The organism is Brevundimonas sp. Bb-A, assembly GCF_009394735.1.
GTDB classification, from domain to species: Bacteria; Pseudomonadota; Alphaproteobacteria; order Caulobacterales; family Caulobacteraceae; genus Brevundimonas; species Brevundimonas aurantiaca.
Map to the genome: position 1 here is coordinate 502,194 of NZ_CP045456.1, position 20,290 is coordinate 522,483.

Below are 20,290 nucleotides of genomic sequence, written 5' to 3' on the forward strand. Positions count from 1 at the left end.
GCCCCGGCGCGAGGTCAAGATTTCCGCCTATTCCTTGCCCGGCAGGGGGCGCGGCTTGCGGTACTGGTCGATGGCCACATAGGTGAAGACGCCTTGGGTCACGCGCACGGACGTGGCCAGCGGCTGACCGCGCGACCGCTTCCAGGCCTCGACATGGATGCGGATCGAGGTGCGGCCCGTGCCGACGACCTTGGCGTAGATGCTGACCTCGTCGCCGACGGAGACGGGCTGGTGAAACACCATGCCGTCCAGGGCCACGGTGGCGCAGCGTCCCTGGGCCAGTTCAAAGGCAGGAGTCGCGCCGGCCACGTCCATCTGGGCCAGCAACCAGCCGCCGAAGATGTCGCCTTCGGGGTTGGTGTCGGCCGGCATGGCGATGATCCGGCCGACCGGCTGGGTTTCGGGGGGGAACTGGGGCGCGTCGGACATGGGAGGCTCTGGCGTTCGAGGACAGCTCGCTCTTAGATCAAGTTTGCGCGATACAAAACAGAGCCGGCAATATTGTTGCGAGTTACGCCGCCTGCAGAAACGGGCCGCCCGCCTCAGCCCGGCTTGGCGGGCTTATCCGCCGTTGCAGCGGAGGCGGCCTTGGACCGGCGCTTCCTAGGGGGCATGGCTGCCGGTTCGGTCGAGGGTTTGGCCAAAGGCTTGCGGGGCGTCTTGCGGGGCTTGGGTGCGGGTGGGGCCGCCGACGCAGGCGCGGCCTTGGCGTCCCTCAACGCCCGCCAGGCCCCGCCGAGTTCCATGGCGACCAGCAGATGATCTTCGGTCAGAACGCCCCTCCGCGCCAGGCGCAGGTCGGCGATCTCGTTCAGCAGCCGTGAGGCCGCGCGCAGGTCGGGACGACCGGATCGCGCGCCCAGGTCCTGAAGCCGGGCGAAGCGCCAGCCCGTCTCCGGCGGATGCTCCAAGGCCAGGGCGAAGCGCGCCTGAGGCGTCAGATCCGCAGCGACGAAGTCCCAGACGGTCTGGTTCGGCGCACGGCGATAGTGTCCGGGACGGGTGGGAAGACCCGCGCCGGCGTAGACCTCCAGAGCGCCCGCCTCGATCTCATCCAAGGCGCCGTCCAGAGGCGAAGGATCGCCCGAGGGGATTTCGGCGGGGCGGGCGAAGGGGTCGGCGGCGGTCGGATCGACCGCATCACTCCCGACGGCGGCGGCGCGCCCCGTCAACTGGGACAGAAGGGCGCGCCAAGCCTGCACAGGCGTCAGTCGACGTTGATCGCACTGGTCACCGACACGTCATAGACGACGCGGGTCACGCTCTGAACGAACTCGAAGAATTTGCGCGCCTCTGCGGCGCCGGCCAGGGGCACATAGATCACGTCCTCGGGCATGATCTCCAGATTGGTGGCGGCGAAGACGTTGGCGGCGTTGTTGAAGTCCAGCTGATAGACCACCGGCACCCCCTTGGGCGTAGCCGGCTGGTTGATACCCAGGGCCTGGGCCACCTCAGGTCGCTCGAAGCGGAAGACCAGAACGCGCCGGGCGTTGGCGGTGGCGGTGTTCAGCCCTCCGACCTTGGACATGGCGCCCGTCAGGGTCATGGGTCCGGCGGGCATATCGACCTGGGCGACGGCGTTCAGAGCGCCGAAGGTGGAGAACCGACGCGGCTTGTACTGGACGTTGATCACGTCGCCCCTTTGCAGGCGCACGTTCTCGCTGAACTCGGTCGTCACGGCCGACAGGGGGGCGGTGTAGGTCTGACCGCCGCGCTGGATGCTGATCGTCAGATCGTCGGTCGGGCGGGCCGATCCGCCGGCGGCGGCGATGACGTCCAGAATTCGGTCGCTGTTGACGCCCAGAGGCGCGCGGCCCGGCTGGCGCACGTCGCCCAGGACGTTGACGGTGTTTGAGGCGTTGCCGGCGATGCCGACCAGGACCTGGGGGTTGGCGACCTTGCCGGCCAGGGCCCGGCGGATCGCGGCCGCCGCCTGGGTCGAGGTCAGGCCGACGACGCGAACCGGACCGGCGAAGGGCACGGAAACAGAACCGCTGCGATCGACCGTCACCCCCGGCAAGGCCTGGGAACCGCCAGACAAGGTGGGCAGGCTGCGAGCCGTTGTGGATCCACCGCCCAGGCTGCCACCAAACAGGGCGCCTGAAGGATCATAGATCGAGATCGCCAGCGTATCGCCCTCGCCGATCACATCGACCGGCTGTTCGCTGGAAGCGGCCGCCAGGGTGCCGAAGAACTGAGGCGGCACCGCCTTCATCCGCTCCGTCACCTCATAGGTCAGGGGCACGAGGGCGTAGCTGCCCAGGGCCTGGGGCGTCGAAGCCCCAGCGTCGATGGAGGCGCCCGAGGGTCCGTCGCGCGGCAGGGTGGAGCACCCGCTCAGGATGGCGACGATGGCAAGCGGCAGGATGGTGCGAGTCATGGAAACGGATCGGCCCTTGTTCGCGCGTTGATTACCCGCCTTTCGCACCGCCCGCCAGAGGCGAGGCCGCCGCCAGGCCGACAGCCTGAGCGACGATGTCGAAATGGGCCTCCCACGACGGCGCAGCCTGAGCCTCCGGGGCGGCGGGCGGAGACGTCATGGTCGCCCGCTCGATCGCCGCCAGCCAGCCCAGCCCGTCCAGGGGATCGATCAACTCGGCTTGGGGCGTCAGTTCCCTGTGCGGCGGAATGTCGGAGGCGATCAGGGGGCGGCCCATGGCCACCGCCTCGACCGCAGGCAGGTCGAACCCCTCGACCGACGAGGGCGCCAGCACCGCCCGCGCGCCCCGCATCAGGCGCGCCAGCACCTCGTCGGACAGGTTGGCCGCCTGGTGAACGATCCCCCGCAGATTGGGCGAGCGCTGCAGATGATCCAGCACCGCCTCATTCTCCCAGCCGTAGCGCCCGACCAGGACCAGAGAGGGGGTGCGTTCGCCCAGCCGTTCCTCCAGCCGCCGCCACAAGGTCAGCAACAGGGCCAGGTTCTTTCGCGCCTCTATGGTGCCCACATGGACGAAATAGGGACGGCTGGTCGCCACCGCATCGCCGGCGACGAAGGCCGGTTCCAGGCCCAGGTGCGCCACATGGACCGGCGGCTGCGGCAAACCTTCTCTAGCCGCAAAGGCCCGCAACTCGTCGCGGGTATAGGCCGAATTGACGATCACCCGACCGGCGTGACGCAGGGCGTGGGTCACGCGGGCGTGGTGTTTGGCGCCGTCGCCCGGCCGACAGAACTCCGGATGGGTGATGGGGATCAGATCATGGATCAGAACGACCCGTTCCACACCCGCCGCTTCCAGATCCCTCAGAGCGTCGGCCTGATGCAGAGTCGTATGGCCCACGTTCAGATAGAGGTCGGCGGCCGGCAGGGGCGCGACGTGACGGGATTTGAAGAACTGTTTCAACACCCGTCCCTTGTCCGCCGGCTTCTCACGCTCCGGCGGGGGCGGGGGACTGATGACAGACTCTGCGGGTCGGGCGGGGGCGGCCAGAGCCTCGAGCAACAAGGCTTCATGCGCCACGTCGGCGGGGGCGACGCCCGCCCCGCTCCAACGCGCGCGCAGATCGACCACGAAGTCCCGGAACCACTCGGGCTGGACGGCGACCAGGCGGTTCTTGCGCCCGCGAACCGGCAGGGTGACGACGTCGGGCCGTGACAGCAGCCATTCGGCATAGGCCAGACAGACACGATCGACGCCGGTGGGGGCGGAACGTTCGGCCCGGCTCATCAGCCGGCTGGCGTCATAGAGGATACGCATCATCAGCGGCTCAGGCGACGTAGCCGGCCTGCATCAGTTCCGCGATATGGACGATGGCGGTCGGCCGCCCCTCCTCCACCACGAACAGATTGGAAATCTTGTTCGCGGTCAGCAGGTCGACGACGTCGCTCATCCGCGCGTCCGGATCGACCGTGATCGGATTGGCCCCCATGATGTCGGCGGCGGTCAGGCCGGTGATGTCGCGCTGGAAGGCGCGACGCAGGTCGCCGTCGGTGACGATCCCCGCCAAGGCGCCGTCCGCCTTCAATACGGCGACCGCCCCCTTTCGGCCTTCCGTAATGGCTGAGACCACTTCGCTGAAGCTGGCGTTCAGCGGCACGCTGGCCGGGGCCGCGGCGTTGTCGCCCATCCATTCCCGCACGCTTTGCAGGCTCATGCCCAAGGCGCCGCCGGGGTGGTGCAGACCGAAATCCAGGGCGCTGAACCCGCGCCGGTCCATCAGCACCATGGCCAGGGCGTCGCCCAGGGCCAGGGTCATCAGGGTCGAGGTGGTCGGCGCCAGGCCGTTCGGACAGGCCTCAGCCACCTTGGGCATGGTCAGGCAGACCGCAGCGTTGCGGCCCAGGAAGCTGGTCGGGCGCTGGGTGATGGCGATGACCGGAATGCCGTTGCGCTGGCAGAAGATCAGCGGATCGCGCAGTTCGCGGCTCTCGCCCGAGTTGGAAATGGCCAGAACCGTCACATCCGGGCGCAGCATGCCCAGGTCCCCGTGGCTCATTTCGGCGGGGTGGACGAAGAAGGCGTTGGTGCCGGTGGACGCCAGGGTGGCGGCGATCTTGCCGCCGATATGGCCGGACTTGCCGATGCCGGTGACGACCACATAGCCGGGACGGCTCATGATCACATCCACCGCCCGGGCGATCGAGACGTCGATCGTCCGCTCCAGCGCTTCCAGCGCCTCGATGTTCAGCCGCATCACCTCGCGAGCGCGGCCGGTCATGGCGGCTATGTCTTCGGACGAAGAATGGGCGATCTCGGTCATGTTTGGTCAGGCCCGCGGCCGGGCTCTCCTTGTTTCAACGCACGGCCGCAGACAGTCCCCTCGGCGGCGCGCACCGCCTCTTTCAGACGACTTTGTCGCTTTCGGGTCAACCTTTGCCGCTTTGGCGCGTTATGGGGGCCTGGGGAAGCCGTAAAGAGTCAGATACCTATGCCGTCTCACGCCGGAGCCGCCGATCTGTTGTTGCCCCGACCGCCGGTCGCCGCCCAGGGAATCGCCCTGTTCCTCGACCTGGACGGCGTCCTTGCGCCCATGGCGCCGACGCCGGACGAGGTCGGTCCCGTGGCCCGCCGCACGGCCGTGCTGAAGGCGGTGCAGGATCGCCTCGACGGCCGGGTGGCCGTGGTCAGCGGCCGCACCATCAGAGAGATCGACCGGATCACCGACCGGGCCCTTGAATCCGCCTCGGGCGTTCATGGACTGGAGCGGCGCCTGAAAGGCGGCCCGGTCCAGAGGACGACGGCCGACGCCGCCGTCGCCAGGGCTTTGGACGCCTTTCACGCCTTCGCCGCTGACCGGCAGGGAGTGATCGTCGAGGACAAGGGAGTCTCTGCGGGCCTGCATTATCGACTGGCGCCCGACCAGGGCGCGGCGGCGCAGCGACTGGCCCGGCAGCTGCAGGCCGAGACAGGCCTGGCGCTGCAGCCTGGCCATATGGTGCTGGAGTTGAAGACGCCGGGCGCCGACAAGGGCACAGCCGTCGCCGCCTTCATGCAGGAGGAGCCGTTCAAGGGGGCGACCCCCGTCATGCTCGGCGACGATCTGACCGATGAACATGGTTTCGAGGCCGCCGCCGCCCTAGGCGGCTACGGGGTATTGGTCGGGCCTGAGCGCGAAACCGCGGCCCGCTATCGCCTGGACGACGTGGACGACGTCCTGACCTGGCTGGAAGCGGTGGCGGGGGCCTGAATCGATGACGCCCAATCTCGATCTCTTCCCCATCGGCAATTGCGCGATCAGCGCCCTGATCGACCGTCAGGGCCGGTTCGTCTGGGCCTGCGCCCCGCGCGTCGACGGCGACCCCGTCTTTTCGGCCCTGATGAACGGAGAAGCGCCCGAGCATGGCTATTGGTCCGTCGAGCTGGAGGGGCTGAAACACGTCAGCCAGGCCTATGTCCGCAATACGCCGGTGCTCAAGACCGTTCTGACGGCCGAAGACGGGGCCGCGGTGGAGATCATCGACTTCGCCCCGCGCCATCCGAAACATTCGCGAACCTACCGCCCCCTCGCCTTCGGGCGGATCATTCGACCGCTGCATGGCACGCCGCGTATCCGCGTCCGGCTGCGCCCCTCGTCCGACTGGGGCGCGCGGCGGGCGCCCCACACCTCGGGCTCCAACCACATCCGGTTCCTATGCCCGGACGTCACCTTCCGTCTGACGACCGACTGTCCCGTCTCTCACGTCCTGGAGGAGCGGATCTTTCGGCTGGAACGGCCGCACGCCTTCTTCTTCGGCCCGGACGAGGGCTATGATCAGGATGTGGGACCGGGGGTTCAGGCCGCGCTGGACCGCACGGTCGCCTATTGGCAGGACTGGGTCCGCAAACTCTATCTGCCGCTGGACTATCAGGAGGCCGTCATCCGTGCGGCCATCACCCTGAAGCTCTGCGCCTATGAAGAGACCGGCGCCATCGTCGCGGCCATGACCACCTCCGTTCCCGAATTCAAAGAGAGCGGGCGCAACTGGGACTATCGCTACTGCTGGATCCGCGACGCCTATTATACGGTGCGGGCGCTGAACCGGCTGGGGGCGGTCGACATTCTCGAGAACTACTTGGGCTATCTGCGCAATCTGGTTGACGCCTCGGCCGGCGGCCATGTCCAGCCGGTCTATGGGGTGGGGCTGGAGCCGGGCATCGGCGAGAGCATCGTCGATACGGTCGAGGGCTATCGCGGCATGAAGCCGGTGCGGATCGGCAATCAGGCCCATGAGCACCTGCAGCACGACGTCTATGGCCAGATCGTCCTGCCCCTGGTCCAGGCCTTCTATGACCAACGCCTGCTGCGTCCCGGAACGATCGAGGATTTCCACGCCCTGGAGAAGGTCGGCGAGCGGGCCTTCGCCATGCACGACCAGACCGACGCAGGGCTTTGGGAGTTCCGCACCATCGCGCGGGTTCACACCTATTCCTCCGTCATGTGCTGGGCGGCCTGCGACCGTCTGGCCAAGGCGGCGGATCATCTGGGCCTGCAGGCCCGCGCCGACGTCTGGCGTCAGCGGGCGGCGGCCATCCGAGAGCGGATCGAGGCGGAAACCTTCCTGACGGACGAGGGGCGTTTCGCCGCCAGTTTCGGCGGACGCGAACTGGACGCCTCCCTGCTGCAGCTGACGGACCTGGGCTTTCTGGACGCGCATGATCCGCGCCAGGTGGCCACCTTCGATGCGATCGAGCGGGATCTGAAAAAAGGACCCTTCCTGTTTCGCTATGTCGAACCGGACGATTTCGGCGAGCCCGAAACGGCCTTCAACTTCTGCACCTTCTGGTTCATCGAAGCCCTGCATCAGAACGGCCGGGTGGAGGAGGCGCGCGCCATATTCGAAGAGATGCTGGCCCGTCGCACCCAGGCCGGCCTCTTGAGCGAAGACATTTCCGTCGAGGACGGGGAGCTGTGGGGCAACTATCCCCAGTCCTACTCCCTGGTCGGGATCATCAATTGCGCCGTGATGTTGAGCCGATCCTGGACCGACGTGCGTTGATCTTTCTGGTCCCGGGGCTGGGATCGCTGCCGAAGTGAAGTCATGAGCCGTCTCATCGTCGTATCCAACCGGGTTTCGGCCCCGACCGATCCCGCTGCGGGCTCCGCCGGCGGCCTGGCCATGGCCCTGTCTGCGGCCCTGCGAAAATACGACGGCCTCTGGTTCGGCTGGTCTGGAGAGACGATCGACAGCTTCACCGGCGAGATGAAGGTCGAGGACCGCGCCGGCGTGACCGTCGGACTGGTCGATCTGGAGCCCCAGGACGTCGAGGAATATTACAACGGCTACGCCAACAAGACCCTGTGGCCGCTGTTCCACCACCGGATCGACCTGGCCCAGTACGAACGCTCCTACGGCGAGGGTTATGAGCGGGTGAACCGCCGCTTCGCCGAGGTTCTGGCGCCGGTGATCAAACCGGACGACGTCATCTGGATCCACGACTACCATATGATCCCCATGGCGCGGGATCTGCGTCGTCTGGGCGTCCGCAACCGGATCGGCTTCTTCCTGCACACCCCCTGGCCGACGCGCCAGCTGCTGGTGACCCTGCCGCATCACCGGCGGCTGGTGGAGTCCATGTTCGACTTCGATCTGATCGGCTTCCATACGCGCGAATGGTGCGACCTCTTCACCGACTATGTGGTCAGCGAGGCCCAGGGCGAGCTGTTCGGTCATGGCGGGCTGGAATGTTTCGGCCGCCGGGTTCAGACCGGCGTCTTCCCCATCGGCATCGATGTGGACGGCTTCCTGGCGGCGAAGAACTCGACCCTCGGGGCCCGGACCTATGATCGGATGGCGGCCTCGGCGGCCTTCCGCGCCATGATCGTCGGCGTGGACCGGCTCGACTATTCCAAGGGGCTGGAGGAGCGGCTGCTGGGCTATGAGCAGTTTTTGCAGGACAATCCGTCGATGCGTGGCGAGGTCTTCCTGCTCCAGGTCACGCCGATCTCGCGGGACGATGTGGATTCCTATCAGGACATGCGGGCGCGGCTGGACGCCCTGGCCGGGCGGGTCAACGGGGCCTTCGCCGACATGGATTGGCAGCCGATCCGCTATCTGAACCGCACCTACCGCCGCGACCAGCTGGCGGGGATCTATCGCGCCGCCAGGGTTGGGCTGGTGACGCCGCTGCGCGACGGGATGAACCTGGTCGCCAAGGAATATGTCGCCGCCCAGAACCCCGACGATCCCGGCGTCCTGATCCTGTCCCGGTTCGCGGGGGCGGCGGAACAGATGCGTGAGGCGCTTCTGGTCAATCCCTACAGCCGCGAGGAGCTGTCGGACGCCATCCAGAAGGCCCTGACAATGCCCCTGGCCGAGCGGGTGCGGCGGTGGGAGGCCCTGATGCAGGTGGTGCGCGACACCGACGTGGGCATCTGGCGCGACGCCTTCGTCAAGGCCCTGCTGGCGGTCGAGACCGAGCCGGAAAAATCCCAATGGGCGGGCGCGGCCTGATCCAGGGCCCGGTCTAGCGAATGTCGAAGGCCAGCAGCAGGGTGCGCTGGGCCGGATTGGCATTGTCGTCCGACAGCAGATAGAGCCGGGTCGTCGGGCCGCGCCGCTCGGCCGCGACGCCTTCGAAATTGTCCGTTGTGCCGGGCAGCTTCAGTTCGATCAAGGCAGGTCCCAAAGACCCATCTGCCGCCATGCGCCGCACCCGGCCCCGCATGTCGATCGGCGGCGTATAGCGGCGCTCCACCACGAACCAGCCTTCGCCGGACGGATCGCGATCCAGACCGGTGAAGCGATAGTCGGAATCGCGGGGCGCCTCGGCCGGCGGCGAGACGACGGTGCGACAGCCGTTCATCGTGCAGTCCCAGACGCCGCCGCCTTCGCCGACCGCGCGCCAGCCGTCTGTCTGAGCGTGCGAAGCGGCTAGGCCCTCCATGCCTTCATTGTCCGCAAAGGCGACGGCGGGCGACGGAACCGGTCGGGGGGCGCGCACGGCCGACAGCGGGCCGTAATTCCAAATTCGATGGCGACGTTCGAAGCTGACGAGCAGGTCGCCTGATTGCGTCAGGGCCAGACCCTCGGCGTCTCCGTCGCGCTTGTCGCTGATCGGCGTCCCGTCCTCCAGGGCCAGCCGGTGAGACGCCAGACCATCGACGCCGACGAGCCGCCCCTGGGCGTTGAGCCGCAGACGGCCGCGAACCAGGTCCCCCGCGTCGGATACGGCGACAAAGCCGCCGCCTCCGCTCAGTTTAAGATCGGAAAGCCCATGCAGCGGCGATCCCAGGCCAGCGACGATCTCGATCCCGCCCGCGAAACGCACGCCGGGCGCCAGGACGGCCCCGGGCAGGCCCAGACCGACCGGCTTCAACTCGGCGGCGGCGAAGGACCAGCCGTCTTCGTCTGAAAGGGACGGTTGGGGCGGGCCCAGGGTCGCGGCGCAGGCCGTCAGCGCCAGGGCCGCCCAGGCCGCCGCGAGACGCGGTAGACGACGTCTCATGCGGCGATCTTCTGACGCGGCCGGCGAGCGAGCGTCGCCGCGGCGTCCGCCTCGAACAGTTCGGCCAGTTTTTCGGTCATGGCGCCGGCCAGCTGCTCCACGTCGACGATGGTCAGGGCCTTGCGGTACCAGCGGGTCACGTCATGGCCGATACCGATGGCCAACAGTTCGACCGGCGAGCGATCCTCGATCTCGGCGATGACCTGGCGCAGGTGCTTGTCCAGGTAAAGGGCGGCGTTGGCCGACTGGGTCGAATCATCGACAGGCGAGCCGTCGGAAATGACCATCAGGATGCGCCGCTGCTCGGTGCGGGCCAGCAGGCGGTTGTGCGCCCATTGCAGGGCCTCGCCGTCGATGTTCTCCTTCAGCAGGCCCTCGCGCATCATCAGGCCGAGGTTCTTCTTGGCCCGGCGCCAGGGTGCGTCGGCGGCCTTGTAGATGATGTGACGCAGGTCGTTCAGCCGGCCCGGATTGGCGGGTTTGCCGGCGCTGATCCAGGCCTCGCGGCTCTGTCCGCCCTTCCAGGCCCGGGTGGTGAAGCCCAGAATCTCGACCTTGACGCCGCAACGCTCCAGCGTGCGGGCCAGAATATCGGCGCAGACCGCCGCCACCATGATCGGCCGCCCGCGCATCGAACCCGAATTGTCGAGCAGCAGGGTCACGACCGTGTCGCGGAACGGACTCTCGCTCTCGGCCTTGAAGGACAGGGGCGCGGTCGGGTCGGTGACGATCCGGGTCAACCGGGCCGTGTCCAGCATCCCCTCTTCCAGATCGAAGGTCCAGGCGCGGTTCTGCTGGGCCAGCAGCCGCCGTTGCAGCTTATTGGCCAGGCGCGAGACGACGCTGGCCAGCAGGGTGAGCTGTTGATCCAGCAGATTGCGCAGCCGCTCCAGCTCCATCGGGTCGCACAGGTCGGCGGCGTCCACCACCTCGTCATAGGCGGTGGTGAAGACGCGGTAGAAGTCGACCGCCCGGCCGTCGTCGGCGGTCTGCTGGCGATTGGGCTGCTGGCCCTCGTTCAACTCCGGCCCGTCCTCGGCGCCGTCGCCCTCCGGATCGGCGGGCGCGCCCTCAGGGCGGCTCTCGCGCTCCTGCTCCGACGATTGATCGTCGGCGTCGCCCTCCATGGACTGGGAGCCCTCGCCGCCCTCCTCTTCCTCGTCCTCGTCCGGCTGATCGTCGGCGTCGGGCTCCTGGGGATCCGGCTCCTGATCGCCCGGGTCGTCCGAGGCGTCCTCGCCCTGGCCGTCGCCGGGATCCAGGTTCAGGGCGCGCAGCACTTCGCGCATCTTTTCGGCGAACAGAGCCTGGTCGCCGGCGGTCGCGGTCAGGGCGTCCAGCTGATCGCCCGCCTTGGCCTCTATGCCGGCTCGAACCAGATCCAGCAGGGATTTGGTTCCGTCGGGCGAAGGCCGGCCCGTCAGCCGTTCACGCACCAGGAGAGCCACGGCCTCCGAAACCGGCGCCCGTTCGGGCTCGAGGATGCGAAGCGCCCCGGTCTTCTCCAGCCGCGTCACCAGGGCGGCGTCCAGATTGTCCCTGACCCCCGCCAGGAATTCGGAGCCCACGGCCTCGACCCGCGCCTGTTCAACCGCGTCGAAAACCTCGGCCGCCTGGGTGTCGGCGGGGCGCATACGGGCGTCGATCCCCGCGTCATGATTGGCCAAACGCAGGGCCAGGCGGTCGGCCTGGCCTCGCAGGGACGCGCTCTCGTTACCGGAGGGGTCGCGTGGGGGATGCGGCAGAGTCAGAATCCCGCCAGCCAGCTTGGGTCCGTCCGACCCGAACACCACCTCCAGCTCAGGCTGCTCGGCCAGGGCGCGGGCGGCGTGGCTGAGCGCGCGTTTGAAGGTTTCGGCGGGAGTGTCCGGGGCGGCCATGCTCCTCAGTTAATCTTTTCACGCCGCTGATAAAAGCGCGATCAGGCGGCTTTTCGGATCGGCACGCGCCGCCCATAGGTCAGGCAGCGCCACACCCATTCCAGCGGCCCCATTCTGAACCGCGCCAGCCACAGCGGAGACCAGATCAGCTGGACCGCCCAAACGGCCGCCACCAAGCCCCACATGCCGACATAGTCCACCTGACCGAACAGACGCGGCCCCCAAGGCATGTAAAAGAGGGTGGTCATGATCAGCGTCTGGCTCAGATAGTTGGTGAGGGCCATCTGCCCCACCGGCCGAAGCGGGGCGACCAGCCAGGCCGGTCCGCGCGTGGTCACGAGCACGATCAGGCTGACATAGGCCAGGGTCACCAGGATCGGGAAGGCCGCGACCGCCTCCGCCAGCCCTTGCGTCGGATGGGCGTCGGGCGCGGCCATGATTTCGGTCCAATGGGTCGTCGCCACAAGGGCCAGGACCGCGCTCCCGACCGCCAGGACGAAGAGATAGAGCCAGGTCGGCGCCCGGCCGCTGAGGAAACCCGCCTTGAACAGACCCATGCCGGTCATCATCAGGGCGACGGTCGAAAAGACGAACATGGCCAGGCTGGCGCCCTGGAGGAAGAACCAGGCGGTCAGGTTCTGGCCCATGGCCCCGGCCCAGCCGCTGCGATAGGCGGCGATGGCGGCGGCGACGGCCTCCTGGCTGTTCTGCGGCTGGCCCTGTTTCATCGCCTCGACCACTTCTGCGGGGCCGGCGACCATCAGCCAGCTCAACCCCGCCTGCATCGCCCCCAGCGCCAGGGTGACCCCCAGCCCGACCCCGATCAGAACGGGGGCGGAGAAGGACCGCATCAGCATGACGAACAGGCCGGACCAGGCGTAGAGCAGAAGGACGTCGCCGTACCAGAAGGCCAGGCCGTGGATCAGGGCGATCACAGCCAGCCAGAACAGGCGCCGGCGCAGCAGCCGCCCCCGCGCCGCATCGCTTCGTTCACCGCCCACCAGAAAGATCGAAGCGCCGAACAACATGGCGAAGAGGGTGATGAACTTCTGGTGGAAGAAGACGTCCATCGCCCAACGGGCCACGGCGTTGGCGCCCGTAACCGGAAAGGGGCTGAGGTCCGCATCGCCATAGACCATGAAGGGCAGGCCGAAGGAGACGACGTTCACCGCCAATATGCCCAGGACCGCCAGCCCCCGCATCACATCCAGAGAAGCGATACGGGCGGGCGCCTCGACCGGCGCCAGTCCGGTCGGTTCCGTCGTCTGGTTCACCGTCGACATTCACAGCCTCCCCCGAAGCGATTCAGCGCCTGAGCGGCGCTCGGATAAGCTTAGCGACGCCGCCCGACCTCGATCGTCGGCCGCGCCTCAAAGGCGATGAAGGCCACGCAAAGACCCGCCCACAGGGCGTAGCTGACGCCGACGATCATGGCGATGGGCAGGCCGCCCACGCCGAAGATCAGGAGGGTCGTCTCGGTCGCACCGAGGCCCTGCATGAGATCCCCCGCCTCCAGCCAGCCCATGACCACCATGGCCAGGCTGACGACCACCTGGACAAGGGCGGCGGTCAGGCCGCCGAACAGCATGAAACGCCAGACCACGCCTAGGCGCGACCCTGGCCGACCCTCGCGACGGCGCTCCTGATTGATCCGCCACAGGCCCGCAGGAACGGCCGCCAGACCGATCAGCAGCACCAGAATCCGCCAGTCGATGTCACGCCCCATCCCGATCGCGTTGGGCGGCCAGAAGGGCAGGGTCAGAATCAGCGGGGGCCAGGCGGCGCCGGCCAGAGAGGCCAGGATCGGATAGAGCGGCGCCGGCCGCGACTGGATGGTCGCCTGGCCCGGCAGGTCGGCATAGGTCTCGAACCGGCTCATCGCGTCGGCGCCGGCGTCTCGCCGGAATAGTCATAGAAGCCGCGCCCGCTCTTGCGGCCCAGCCAGCCGGCCTCGACATATTTCACCAGCAGCGGACAGGGGCGGTATTTGCTGTCGGCGAGCCCGTCGTACAGGACGTTCATGATGGCCAGGACCACGTCCAGTCCCATGAAGTCCGCCAGCTCCAGCGGCCCCATCGGATGGTTGGCGCCCAGGCGCAGCGCCTTGTCGATGGAGGCGACGTTGCCGACCCCTTCATACAGGGCGAAGATCGCCTCATTCATCATCGGCACCAGGATCCGGTTGACGATGAAGGCCGGGAAATCCTCGGCGTCGGTCGTGGTCTTGCCCAGGCTCTCGGCGAAATCGACGGCCGCCGCGTGGGTCTCGGCCGAGGTGGCGATGCCGCGCACGATCTCGACCAGTCGCATGATCGGCGCCGGCTTCATGAAGTGCAGGCCGATGAACCGGTCGGGCCGGTCCGAGGCCGAGGCCAGTCGGGTGATCGAAATGGAGGAGGTGTTGGAGGCCAAAAGGGTCTGCGGGCCCAGATGGGGGGCGACCTCGGCGTAGAGGGCCTTCTTGACCGCCTCGTCCTCCAGCGCCGCCTCGATGACCAGGTCCGCGTCAGACACCGCCTCGGCCATGTCCGTCGTGACGGCGATCCGGGCCAGGGCGGCGTCGGCCTCGGCCTGGGTCACCAGATGGCGGCCGACGTGGCGCGACAGGCTGGCGGCGATCTCGCCCTGGGCCAGCGGCAGTCGCGCGGGCGCCACGTCGTAGAGTCGGACCGAATAGCCGCCCAGGGCCACCGCATGGGCGATGCCTGCGCCCATCTGTCCGGCGCCCAGGACGGCGACTGTGGTGATCGTGCTCATGAACCGTGGTCAATAATGGTCGGGGCCGGCACCTTTAGGAAGCTGGCGGCGGGGCGCAAGGGCGGAATCGCCGTCTCGCGTCGGAATCTCCCGCCGCCGTGGCGCCTCAGCCCAACATGCCGATCAGGACCGGGGCCGCCGAGGCGTTGAACAGGATGCGGACGAACTGAAGCAGCAGCAGGACGACGATGGGCGAAATGTCGATCCCGCCCAGCGGCGGAATGATCCGACGGAAGGGTTCCAGAATGGGGGCGGTGATCCGGTCCAGGAAGTCGGCGACCTGGCTGACGAACCGGTTGCGATGGTTGATCACGTCGAAGGCGAACAACCAGCTCAAGATCGCCTGGATGATGATGAACCAGACCATCAGGCCGATGACGGTGTTCACAAGCCAGACCAGGGCGGTGCCCATATGTATTCTCCTGCAAGGCGCGAACCTCGGCTTCTAGCCGTCCCCCGCCCATCCGACAATCTTCTGCGGTCGCCTGCGCGGATTGCGCGCACAAGCCCGTTGACACCACGCCCGCCCGCCTTCTATGTCCCGCGCTCGCCTGGAGGCCTGCTCCTGACTGGGACGGGGCCGTAGCTCAGTTGGTAGAGCGCGTCGTTCGCAATGACGAGGTCAGGGGTTCGACTCCCCTCGGCTCCACCAGGCGTCCTTAGAGCCTATTTCAGCACCACATAGCCCCGCTCGACCATGCGGCGCAGGGCCTCGTACACCTCGGCCAGTTCGTCGAAGGCGGTGCGGGCGGCGGTCAGGCGGGCGACCTGGTCGGGGGTGACGGGCGAGCCTGAATGGGCCAGACGCAGGGCCTCGGCCGCCCATTTGGCGCGAGCGCCGGCGGTCAGGACCGCCAATTTCTGAAGAGAGGCGGCGTCCAGACCGGTCAGGGTGTGGCCGATCAGCTCCTTGTTGGCGACATAGGCGGCGTAGTCGATCTGCTCCAACTGGCCGCGCAGGCGGCGCTGCTCGTGCGGATCGGTGTCCTGCGGTTCGAAATGGTCGCTGTGGCGACGCACGCTCGAAGTCATCTTGGTCGACATGGGCCGGCCCTCCACGGCCGACCAGACGTTTCCGGCGGCCACATTGACAAGAGGGTGCGCCGCTTCGGTTAACGTCCCGTTTGCGCCGAGGCGGCTCAGGTTTTGACAGTCGACCGACTGTCGCAATCTCCGCACAGCCTCGAGTCGCAAAGGGCGCGTAGCGGCGAAATCGCCATCGAATCTCCACCCACTGTTGTCGGGCGCGACACAGAACAGACGCCTGCACGTCGCCTCCGCCCCCTATGCGAGCCCCGTCGAAATTCGACGTTGGGGGATAGAACATGTGTTTTTCGTCACAGAGCCGGCAACGGTTTCTGCTCGCCACCACCGCCCTGATCAGCGCCGGACTTGCGGCCAGCGCCCAGGCCCAGGTTCAGGACAACCCGACCGCCGAGGTCGATGAGATCGTCGTGACCGGCCAGCGCGAGGCGCAGCGCGCCGCCATCGCCGTGAAACGCGCTGAGTTCGAGGTGATGGACGCCGTCTCCGCCGACGACATCGGCAAGCTGCCGGACCACAACACCGCCGCCGCCCTGCGCCGCATTCCCGGCGTCTCGGTGATGGAGGATCAGGGCGAGCCGCGCTGGCCGATCCTTCGGGGCCTGGCCTCCACCTACAACCGCACGACCATCGACGGCGCCTTCGTGGGTTCGGTAGATGAAAGCGCCCGCACCGTGCCGATGGACATCGTGCCCTCCGTGATGGCCGGCCGGGTCGAGGTGATCAAGACGGTCACGCCCGAGAACGACGGCAACGCCATCGGCGGCGTGATCAATGTCGCCACCCGAAGCGCGTTCGACGCAGCCAAACCCTTCTTCAACGGCATGGCCTCCTACGGCGTCTATGAACAGCACGGCGACGTCCGCAACGACGATCCGTCCTATCGCCTGGCCTTCGCCGCCGGTCGCCGCTTCGGCGCGGCCGACGAATGGGGCGTGGTGATTGGCGCCTCCCACGAGCAGCTCGACTACGACATTCCACAGGCGGAGTCGGCCGCGCCTTCGATCCGCGAATACGACGCGGCCGGCAAGCCGGTGAACTCGGGCGCTCCGACCGGCAACGGAATCCAGGTGCCGACCCAACTGCGCCTGTTCTGGTACAACAACACCAAACAGCGTTCGGGCGCGAACGGAAAGTTGGAATGGCGGCCGAGCGTCGATTTCCGCTGGGAGGCCTCGGCCCTGTACGCCCGGATGGAGGACGATGAGGAGCGGACCGAGTTCCGCACCGAGCCGGTCGGCAATGTGACCAACCAGACCCGCACCTCGGGAACCTTCGCCACGGGCCGCAACATCATCGGTCTGAACCAGCCCATCACCCGTCGCGAGATCGGCCTGGGCCGTACCGCCTTCCGGTGGGACGCCGCCCCGCAATGGCGGCTGGACGGCGATCTGGTCTATTCACAGGCGGGCTCAGAAACCCCCAACACCTCTATGGAGTTCCGCACGGCGTCGAACGCCAACTTCGGCTTCCGCTACGACACCTCGAACTTTTTCCCGGTGTTCACGCCGACCAATCCGACGGCCTTCCGCGATCCGACCCTGTTCAATCTCCAGCAACGGCGCGTGTCCTTGCTGCGGACCGATGAAGACACCACCCAGGCGCGGTTCAACCTGGCCTTCGACGACGGCGGCGAGACGCGGAACCTGAAGGCGAAGGTCGGCGCCGTGTGGCGCTCCAGCGATCGCAGCTATCGGTCCAGCCGCACCGACTACACGACCAAGCCGGGCTTCATCTATACGCTGGATCAGGTCGATCGGCCCGGTCCGGACAAGCTGATCGAAGGCCAGTATCGTCTGACGCCGCGCATCGACGTCGCCACGGCGGAGGCCTTCTATGCGGCCAACGCGGCCAGCTTCGACGCCAAGACCGCCGCCCCGACCGGCGACTATGACGTCACCGAGGACGTCTTCGCCGGCTACGCCCAGGCCAGCTACAGGGTCGGCGACCTGACCCTGCTGGGCGGACTGCGCTATGAGAAGACCGAGGTCAGTTCGGACGCCGCCCGCCTATCCGGCGGCGTCCTGACGCCGGTGTCGAACAGCGGCGACTATGACAACTGGCTGCCCAGCCTGCACCTGCGCTGGAATCTGCGTCAGAACATGGTCGTCCGCGCCGCCTGGACCAACACCATCGGCCGGCCGGACTTCGGTTCGCTGGCCGCCAGCGAGAGCATCAGCTTCGACGGCTCGCAGCCGACCCTGTCCCGCGGCAACCCCGGCCTGAAGGCGCGCGAGAGCGAAGGTCTGGACCTGTCGTTTGAATACTATCCGACCGACGGGCTGATGTCGGTCGCCCTGTTCACCAAGGACATCGACAACGAGATCTTCACTCTCAGCTCGGTCCAGAACCTGGACGTGGGCCGGGGCGTGGAGGCGGTGATCGTCTCGACTCCGACGAACGCCGAAACGGCCAAGATTCGCGGCGTCGAAGTCGCCTTCCAGCAGGCCCTGACCATGCTGCCGGCGCCGTTCGACGGCCTGGGCGTCAGCGCCAACGCCACCTTCCTGGACACGGAGTTCACCTTCCTGACCACGGCGGGCAAGCGTCACACGGGTCTGTTCCAGCAGCCGGCGACCACCACCAATGAATCGATCTGGTATCAGCGCGGCCCCATCGAGGCCCGCGTCTCGCACAACTATATCGGCGGCTTCCTGGAAACGATCAACGACACCATTCCGAACGCCGACCAATACTGGAAGGGCCGCCACGTCTATGACGCCTCGGTCAGCTGGCGCTTCGACAACGGCCTCACCGTCTTCGTCGAAGGCCAGAACCTGTCGAACTCGGGACGCCGGGAAGTGACCGGCCCGGGTCGAACCTATCTTCAGGAATCGGCCAACTACGGCCGCACCTACTGGGTCGGTCTGTCCGCCAGCTTCTAATCCCGACGATCAAAGGGGCCGCCTTCTCCGGGACGCGGCCCCTGTCCTTTTGAGGAACGCCTGTCATGCTCGCCTCCGTCCTGTTGTCGCTGCTTGTCTCGGCCGCCCAGGCCACACCGACGGCCGAAGGCGACGCGGTTGCGCCGCTCGTCCTGTCGGGCGAAGCTCGGACTCTGCGGCGCTACCCCGCTGAGGCGCGCCAAGGCGTGGCCGTGGGACCCGATGACGTCTACGCCGTCTCCAACTGGTCGATCGTGCGCTATGACAAGAAGACGGGCGCCAAACAGGCCGAATGGACCGGTGACCGAGCCCGATTTCCGCACATCAACTCTTGCGCCCTGATCGACGGCGAACTGGTCTGCGCCAGCTCCAACTTTCCCGCCGTTCCTCAGATCAGCACGGTGGAGGTCTTCGACGCCGTCGACCTGCATCACAAGCGCAGCGTCGCCCTGGGCATGGGGACGGGTTCGATCACCTGGGTCGATCGACATGACGGCGCCTGGTGGGCCATGTTCGCCAACTATGACGGTCGCGGGGGCGAGGCGCCGCGCGACCACCGCCACACCACCCTGGTGCGGTTCGACGACCAATGGCGACGGCTGGAGGCCTGGGGGCTGCCGGCCTCCATTCTGGAGCGGATTGCGCCGATGAGCATTTCCGGCGGCGGCTGGGGACCGGACGGACGTCTCTATCTGACCGGCCACGACCGGCCCGAACTCTATGTCGTCGCCCTGCCCGAAGGCGGGGGAATTCTGGATCATCTGGAAACCCTCGGCATAGAGGCCGAGGGTCAGGCGATCGACTGGGACGAGAGCGAGCCCGGCGTCCTCTACGGCATCACCCGGCGGACACGGGAAATCCTGGCGATGCGCACGCCCGTCGCGACGACGGCGCCCTGATCCGTCAGGCGCCGCTCGCGCGCGGATGGGCGGCGGAATAGGCGCTCAACAGGCGCTCCGCATCGACGCCGGTGTATTTCTGAGTGGTGGACAGGCTGGCGTGGCCCAGCAGTTCCTGGATCGAGCGCAGATCGGCGCCGGCCCCCAGCAGATGGGTCGCGAAACTGTGGCGCAGGGCGTGGGGGGTGGTGCGTTCGGGCAGGCCCAGCCGCCCGCGCAGTCGCTGGACCGAGGCCTGGACGTGGCGCGGGCTGAGCGGGCCGCCGCGCCGAGCCCGGAACAGGGCGTCCGACGGCTGGAGCGGGAAGGGCAGCAGCGCCAGATAGGCGTCCACCGCCGCGCGGACGGCCGGCAGAACGGGCGCGAACCGGGTCTTGGCGCCCTTGCCGACGATGCGCAGGGTCTCGCCCAGGGGCGCATCGGCGCGGACGAGAGACAGGCCTTCGGAAATCCGCAGGCCGCAGCCGTACAGCAGGGTCAGGACGGCCCGGTCGCGCGCGGCTTCCCAGGGTTCGGCGTCCGGATCGGCGTCGGGTTCGGCCAGCAGGCCGCGCGCCTGGTCCTCGCTGACGGGGCGGGGCAGGGACGGCTTGATCCGGGGACCGCGCACCAGAGCCAGCTGGGGGGCGGGCGTGTCCAGCCGCCGGTCCAGAAAGGCGTGAAAGCCCCGAACGGCCGACAGGGTCTGGCTCAGGGATCGGGCCGCCAAGGGGTGATCGCCGCTGCGGCGGTCGGCTAAATGGGCGCGCACCTCGGCGGCGGTGATGGTTCCCAGGCCTTTCAGCGTCAGGGTCTCGCCGCGATGGCGTTCGAGAAAGGCGACATAGAGCCGGCCGATATGGCCGTAGGCCTCAAGGGTGCGGGGCGACAGCCGTCGCTCGTGCGCCAGATGCTCCAGCCAGGCGTGGAGGGCCTCGGCGGCGGTCATTCGCCCGTTTCCTGTCCGTCATCCTCGGGCT

General features: G+C 67.8%; 18 protein-coding genes and 1 tRNA gene. 6 read left to right on the forward strand and 13 right to left on the reverse strand.

Annotation, left to right across the window (positions count from 1 at the left end):
- Nucleotides 1-27: 27 nt before the first annotated feature.
- The 5 genes from BSP_RS02535 to BSP_RS02555 form a co-directional block, all read right to left on the reverse strand.
- Entirely contained in the window at nucleotides 28-429 is a 402-nt protein-coding gene (locus tag BSP_RS02535) for an acyl-CoA thioesterase (RefSeq protein WP_054764324.1), read from the reverse strand.
- A 113-nt stretch (nucleotides 430-542) separates the two neighbouring features.
- Nucleotides 543-1,202, reverse strand: coding sequence for a hypothetical protein (locus tag BSP_RS02540; protein WP_194166995.1), 660 nt, complete (start codon nucleotides 1,200-1,202; stop codon nucleotides 543-545).
- 5 nt (nucleotides 1,203-1,207) lie between these two features.
- Entirely contained in the window at nucleotides 1,208-2,380 is a 1,173-nt protein-coding gene (locus BSP_RS02545; RefSeq protein ID WP_152949193.1) for a polysaccharide biosynthesis/export family protein, read from the reverse strand.
- A gap of 31 nt (nucleotides 2,381-2,411) precedes the next feature.
- Complete coding sequence (locus BSP_RS02550) at nucleotides 2,412-3,701, reverse strand: glycosyltransferase family 1 protein (protein WP_227976022.1); 1,290 nt, start codon at nucleotides 3,699-3,701, stop codon at nucleotides 2,412-2,414.
- A gap of 7 nt (nucleotides 3,702-3,708) precedes the next feature.
- Nucleotides 3,709-4,701, reverse strand: a complete 993-nt coding sequence (locus BSP_RS02555) for an SIS domain-containing protein (protein ID WP_152949194.1) — start codon at nucleotides 4,699-4,701, stop codon at nucleotides 3,709-3,711.
- Between the two features lie 168 nt (nucleotides 4,702-4,869).
- Between BSP_RS02555 and otsB the strand changes: the two genes are divergently transcribed.
- Genes otsB through BSP_RS02570 form a run of 3 tightly spaced genes read left to right on the forward strand, consistent with a single transcriptional unit; the run spans nucleotide 4,870 to nucleotide 8,872 of the window.
- A complete protein-coding gene (gene otsB / locus BSP_RS02560) occupies nucleotides 4,870-5,628 on the forward strand; it encodes a trehalose-phosphatase (RefSeq protein WP_227976023.1) in 759 nt (252 codons plus the stop codon).
- Nucleotides 5,629-5,632: 4 nt separating this feature from the next.
- Nucleotides 5,633-7,417, forward strand: a complete 1,785-nt coding sequence (locus BSP_RS02565) for a glycoside hydrolase family 15 protein (protein WP_152949195.1) — start codon at nucleotides 5,633-5,635, stop codon at nucleotides 7,415-7,417.
- Between the two features lie 42 nt (nucleotides 7,418-7,459).
- Nucleotides 7,460-8,872 carry a trehalose-6-phosphate synthase gene (locus tag BSP_RS02570; protein ID WP_054764328.1) on the forward strand — a complete coding sequence of 471 codons (1,413 nt, stop codon included), beginning with the start codon at nucleotides 7,460-7,462 and terminating at the stop codon, nucleotides 8,870-8,872.
- A gap of 13 nt (nucleotides 8,873-8,885) precedes the next feature.
- Here the strand turns inward: BSP_RS02570 and BSP_RS02575 are convergent, their stop codons facing one another.
- The 6 genes from BSP_RS02575 to BSP_RS02600 all read right to left on the reverse strand — a co-directional run bounded on the left by BSP_RS02575 (nucleotide 8,886) and on the right by BSP_RS02600 (nucleotide 14,915).
- Nucleotides 8,886-9,866, reverse strand: a complete 981-nt coding sequence (locus BSP_RS02575; protein ID WP_152949196.1) for an esterase-like activity of phytase family protein — start codon at nucleotides 9,864-9,866, stop codon at nucleotides 8,886-8,888.
- Entirely contained in the window at nucleotides 9,863-11,746 is a 1,884-nt protein-coding gene (gene cobT, locus BSP_RS02580) for a cobaltochelatase subunit CobT (RefSeq protein WP_152949197.1), read from the reverse strand. Before cobT ends, BSP_RS02575 begins: the two co-directional genes overlap by 4 nt.
- Nucleotides 11,747-11,787: 41 nt before the next feature.
- Entirely contained in the window at nucleotides 11,788-13,029 is a 1,242-nt protein-coding gene (locus BSP_RS02585; protein WP_054764331.1) for a DUF418 domain-containing protein, read from the reverse strand.
- Nucleotides 13,030-13,079: 50 nt separating this feature from the next.
- On the reverse strand, nucleotides 13,080-13,625 hold the full coding sequence (locus BSP_RS02590; RefSeq protein ID WP_152949198.1) for a phthalate transporter: 546 nt from the start codon (nucleotides 13,623-13,625) through the stop codon (nucleotides 13,080-13,082).
- Nucleotides 13,622-14,503 carry a 3-hydroxybutyryl-CoA dehydrogenase gene (locus tag BSP_RS02595; RefSeq protein ID WP_152949199.1) on the reverse strand — a complete coding sequence of 294 codons (882 nt, stop codon included), beginning with the start codon at nucleotides 14,501-14,503 and terminating at the stop codon, nucleotides 13,622-13,624. The genes BSP_RS02590 and BSP_RS02595 overlap by 4 nt, the downstream gene beginning before the upstream one ends.
- Before the next feature lie 106 nt (nucleotides 14,504-14,609).
- A complete protein-coding gene (locus BSP_RS02600) occupies nucleotides 14,610-14,915 on the reverse strand; it encodes a YggT family protein (protein ID WP_054764334.1) in 306 nt (101 codons plus the stop codon).
- A 164-nt stretch (nucleotides 14,916-15,079) separates the two neighbouring features.
- Between BSP_RS02600 and BSP_RS02605 the strand changes: the two genes are divergently transcribed.
- Nucleotides 15,080-15,155: transfer RNA gene (locus BSP_RS02605), tRNA-Ala, on the forward strand.
- 14 nt (nucleotides 15,156-15,169) lie between these two features.
- On the opposite strand, the gene BSP_RS02610 is transcribed toward BSP_RS02605, so the two are convergent.
- Nucleotides 15,170-15,547: a hypothetical protein gene (locus tag BSP_RS02610; RefSeq protein ID WP_152949200.1), complete on the reverse strand. Its 378-nt coding sequence runs from the start codon at nucleotides 15,545-15,547 to the stop codon at nucleotides 15,170-15,172.
- 281 nt (nucleotides 15,548-15,828) lie between these two features.
- Here BSP_RS02610 and BSP_RS02615 point away from each other — a divergent pair, with 281 nt between their 5' ends.
- Complete coding sequence (locus BSP_RS02615; RefSeq protein ID WP_152949201.1) at nucleotides 15,829-18,432, forward strand: TonB-dependent receptor; 2,604 nt, start codon at nucleotides 15,829-15,831, stop codon at nucleotides 18,430-18,432.
- A 65-nt stretch (nucleotides 18,433-18,497) separates the two neighbouring features.
- Nucleotides 18,498-19,331, forward strand: coding sequence for a hypothetical protein (locus tag BSP_RS02620; protein WP_152949202.1), 834 nt, complete (start codon nucleotides 18,498-18,500; stop codon nucleotides 19,329-19,331).
- A gap of 4 nt (nucleotides 19,332-19,335) precedes the next feature.
- On the opposite strand, the gene BSP_RS02625 is transcribed toward BSP_RS02620, so the two are convergent.
- Nucleotides 19,336-20,259, reverse strand: coding sequence for a tyrosine recombinase XerC (locus BSP_RS02625; protein WP_152949203.1), 924 nt, complete (start codon nucleotides 20,257-20,259; stop codon nucleotides 19,336-19,338).
- Between the last annotated feature and the right edge of the window lie 31 nt (nucleotides 20,260-20,290).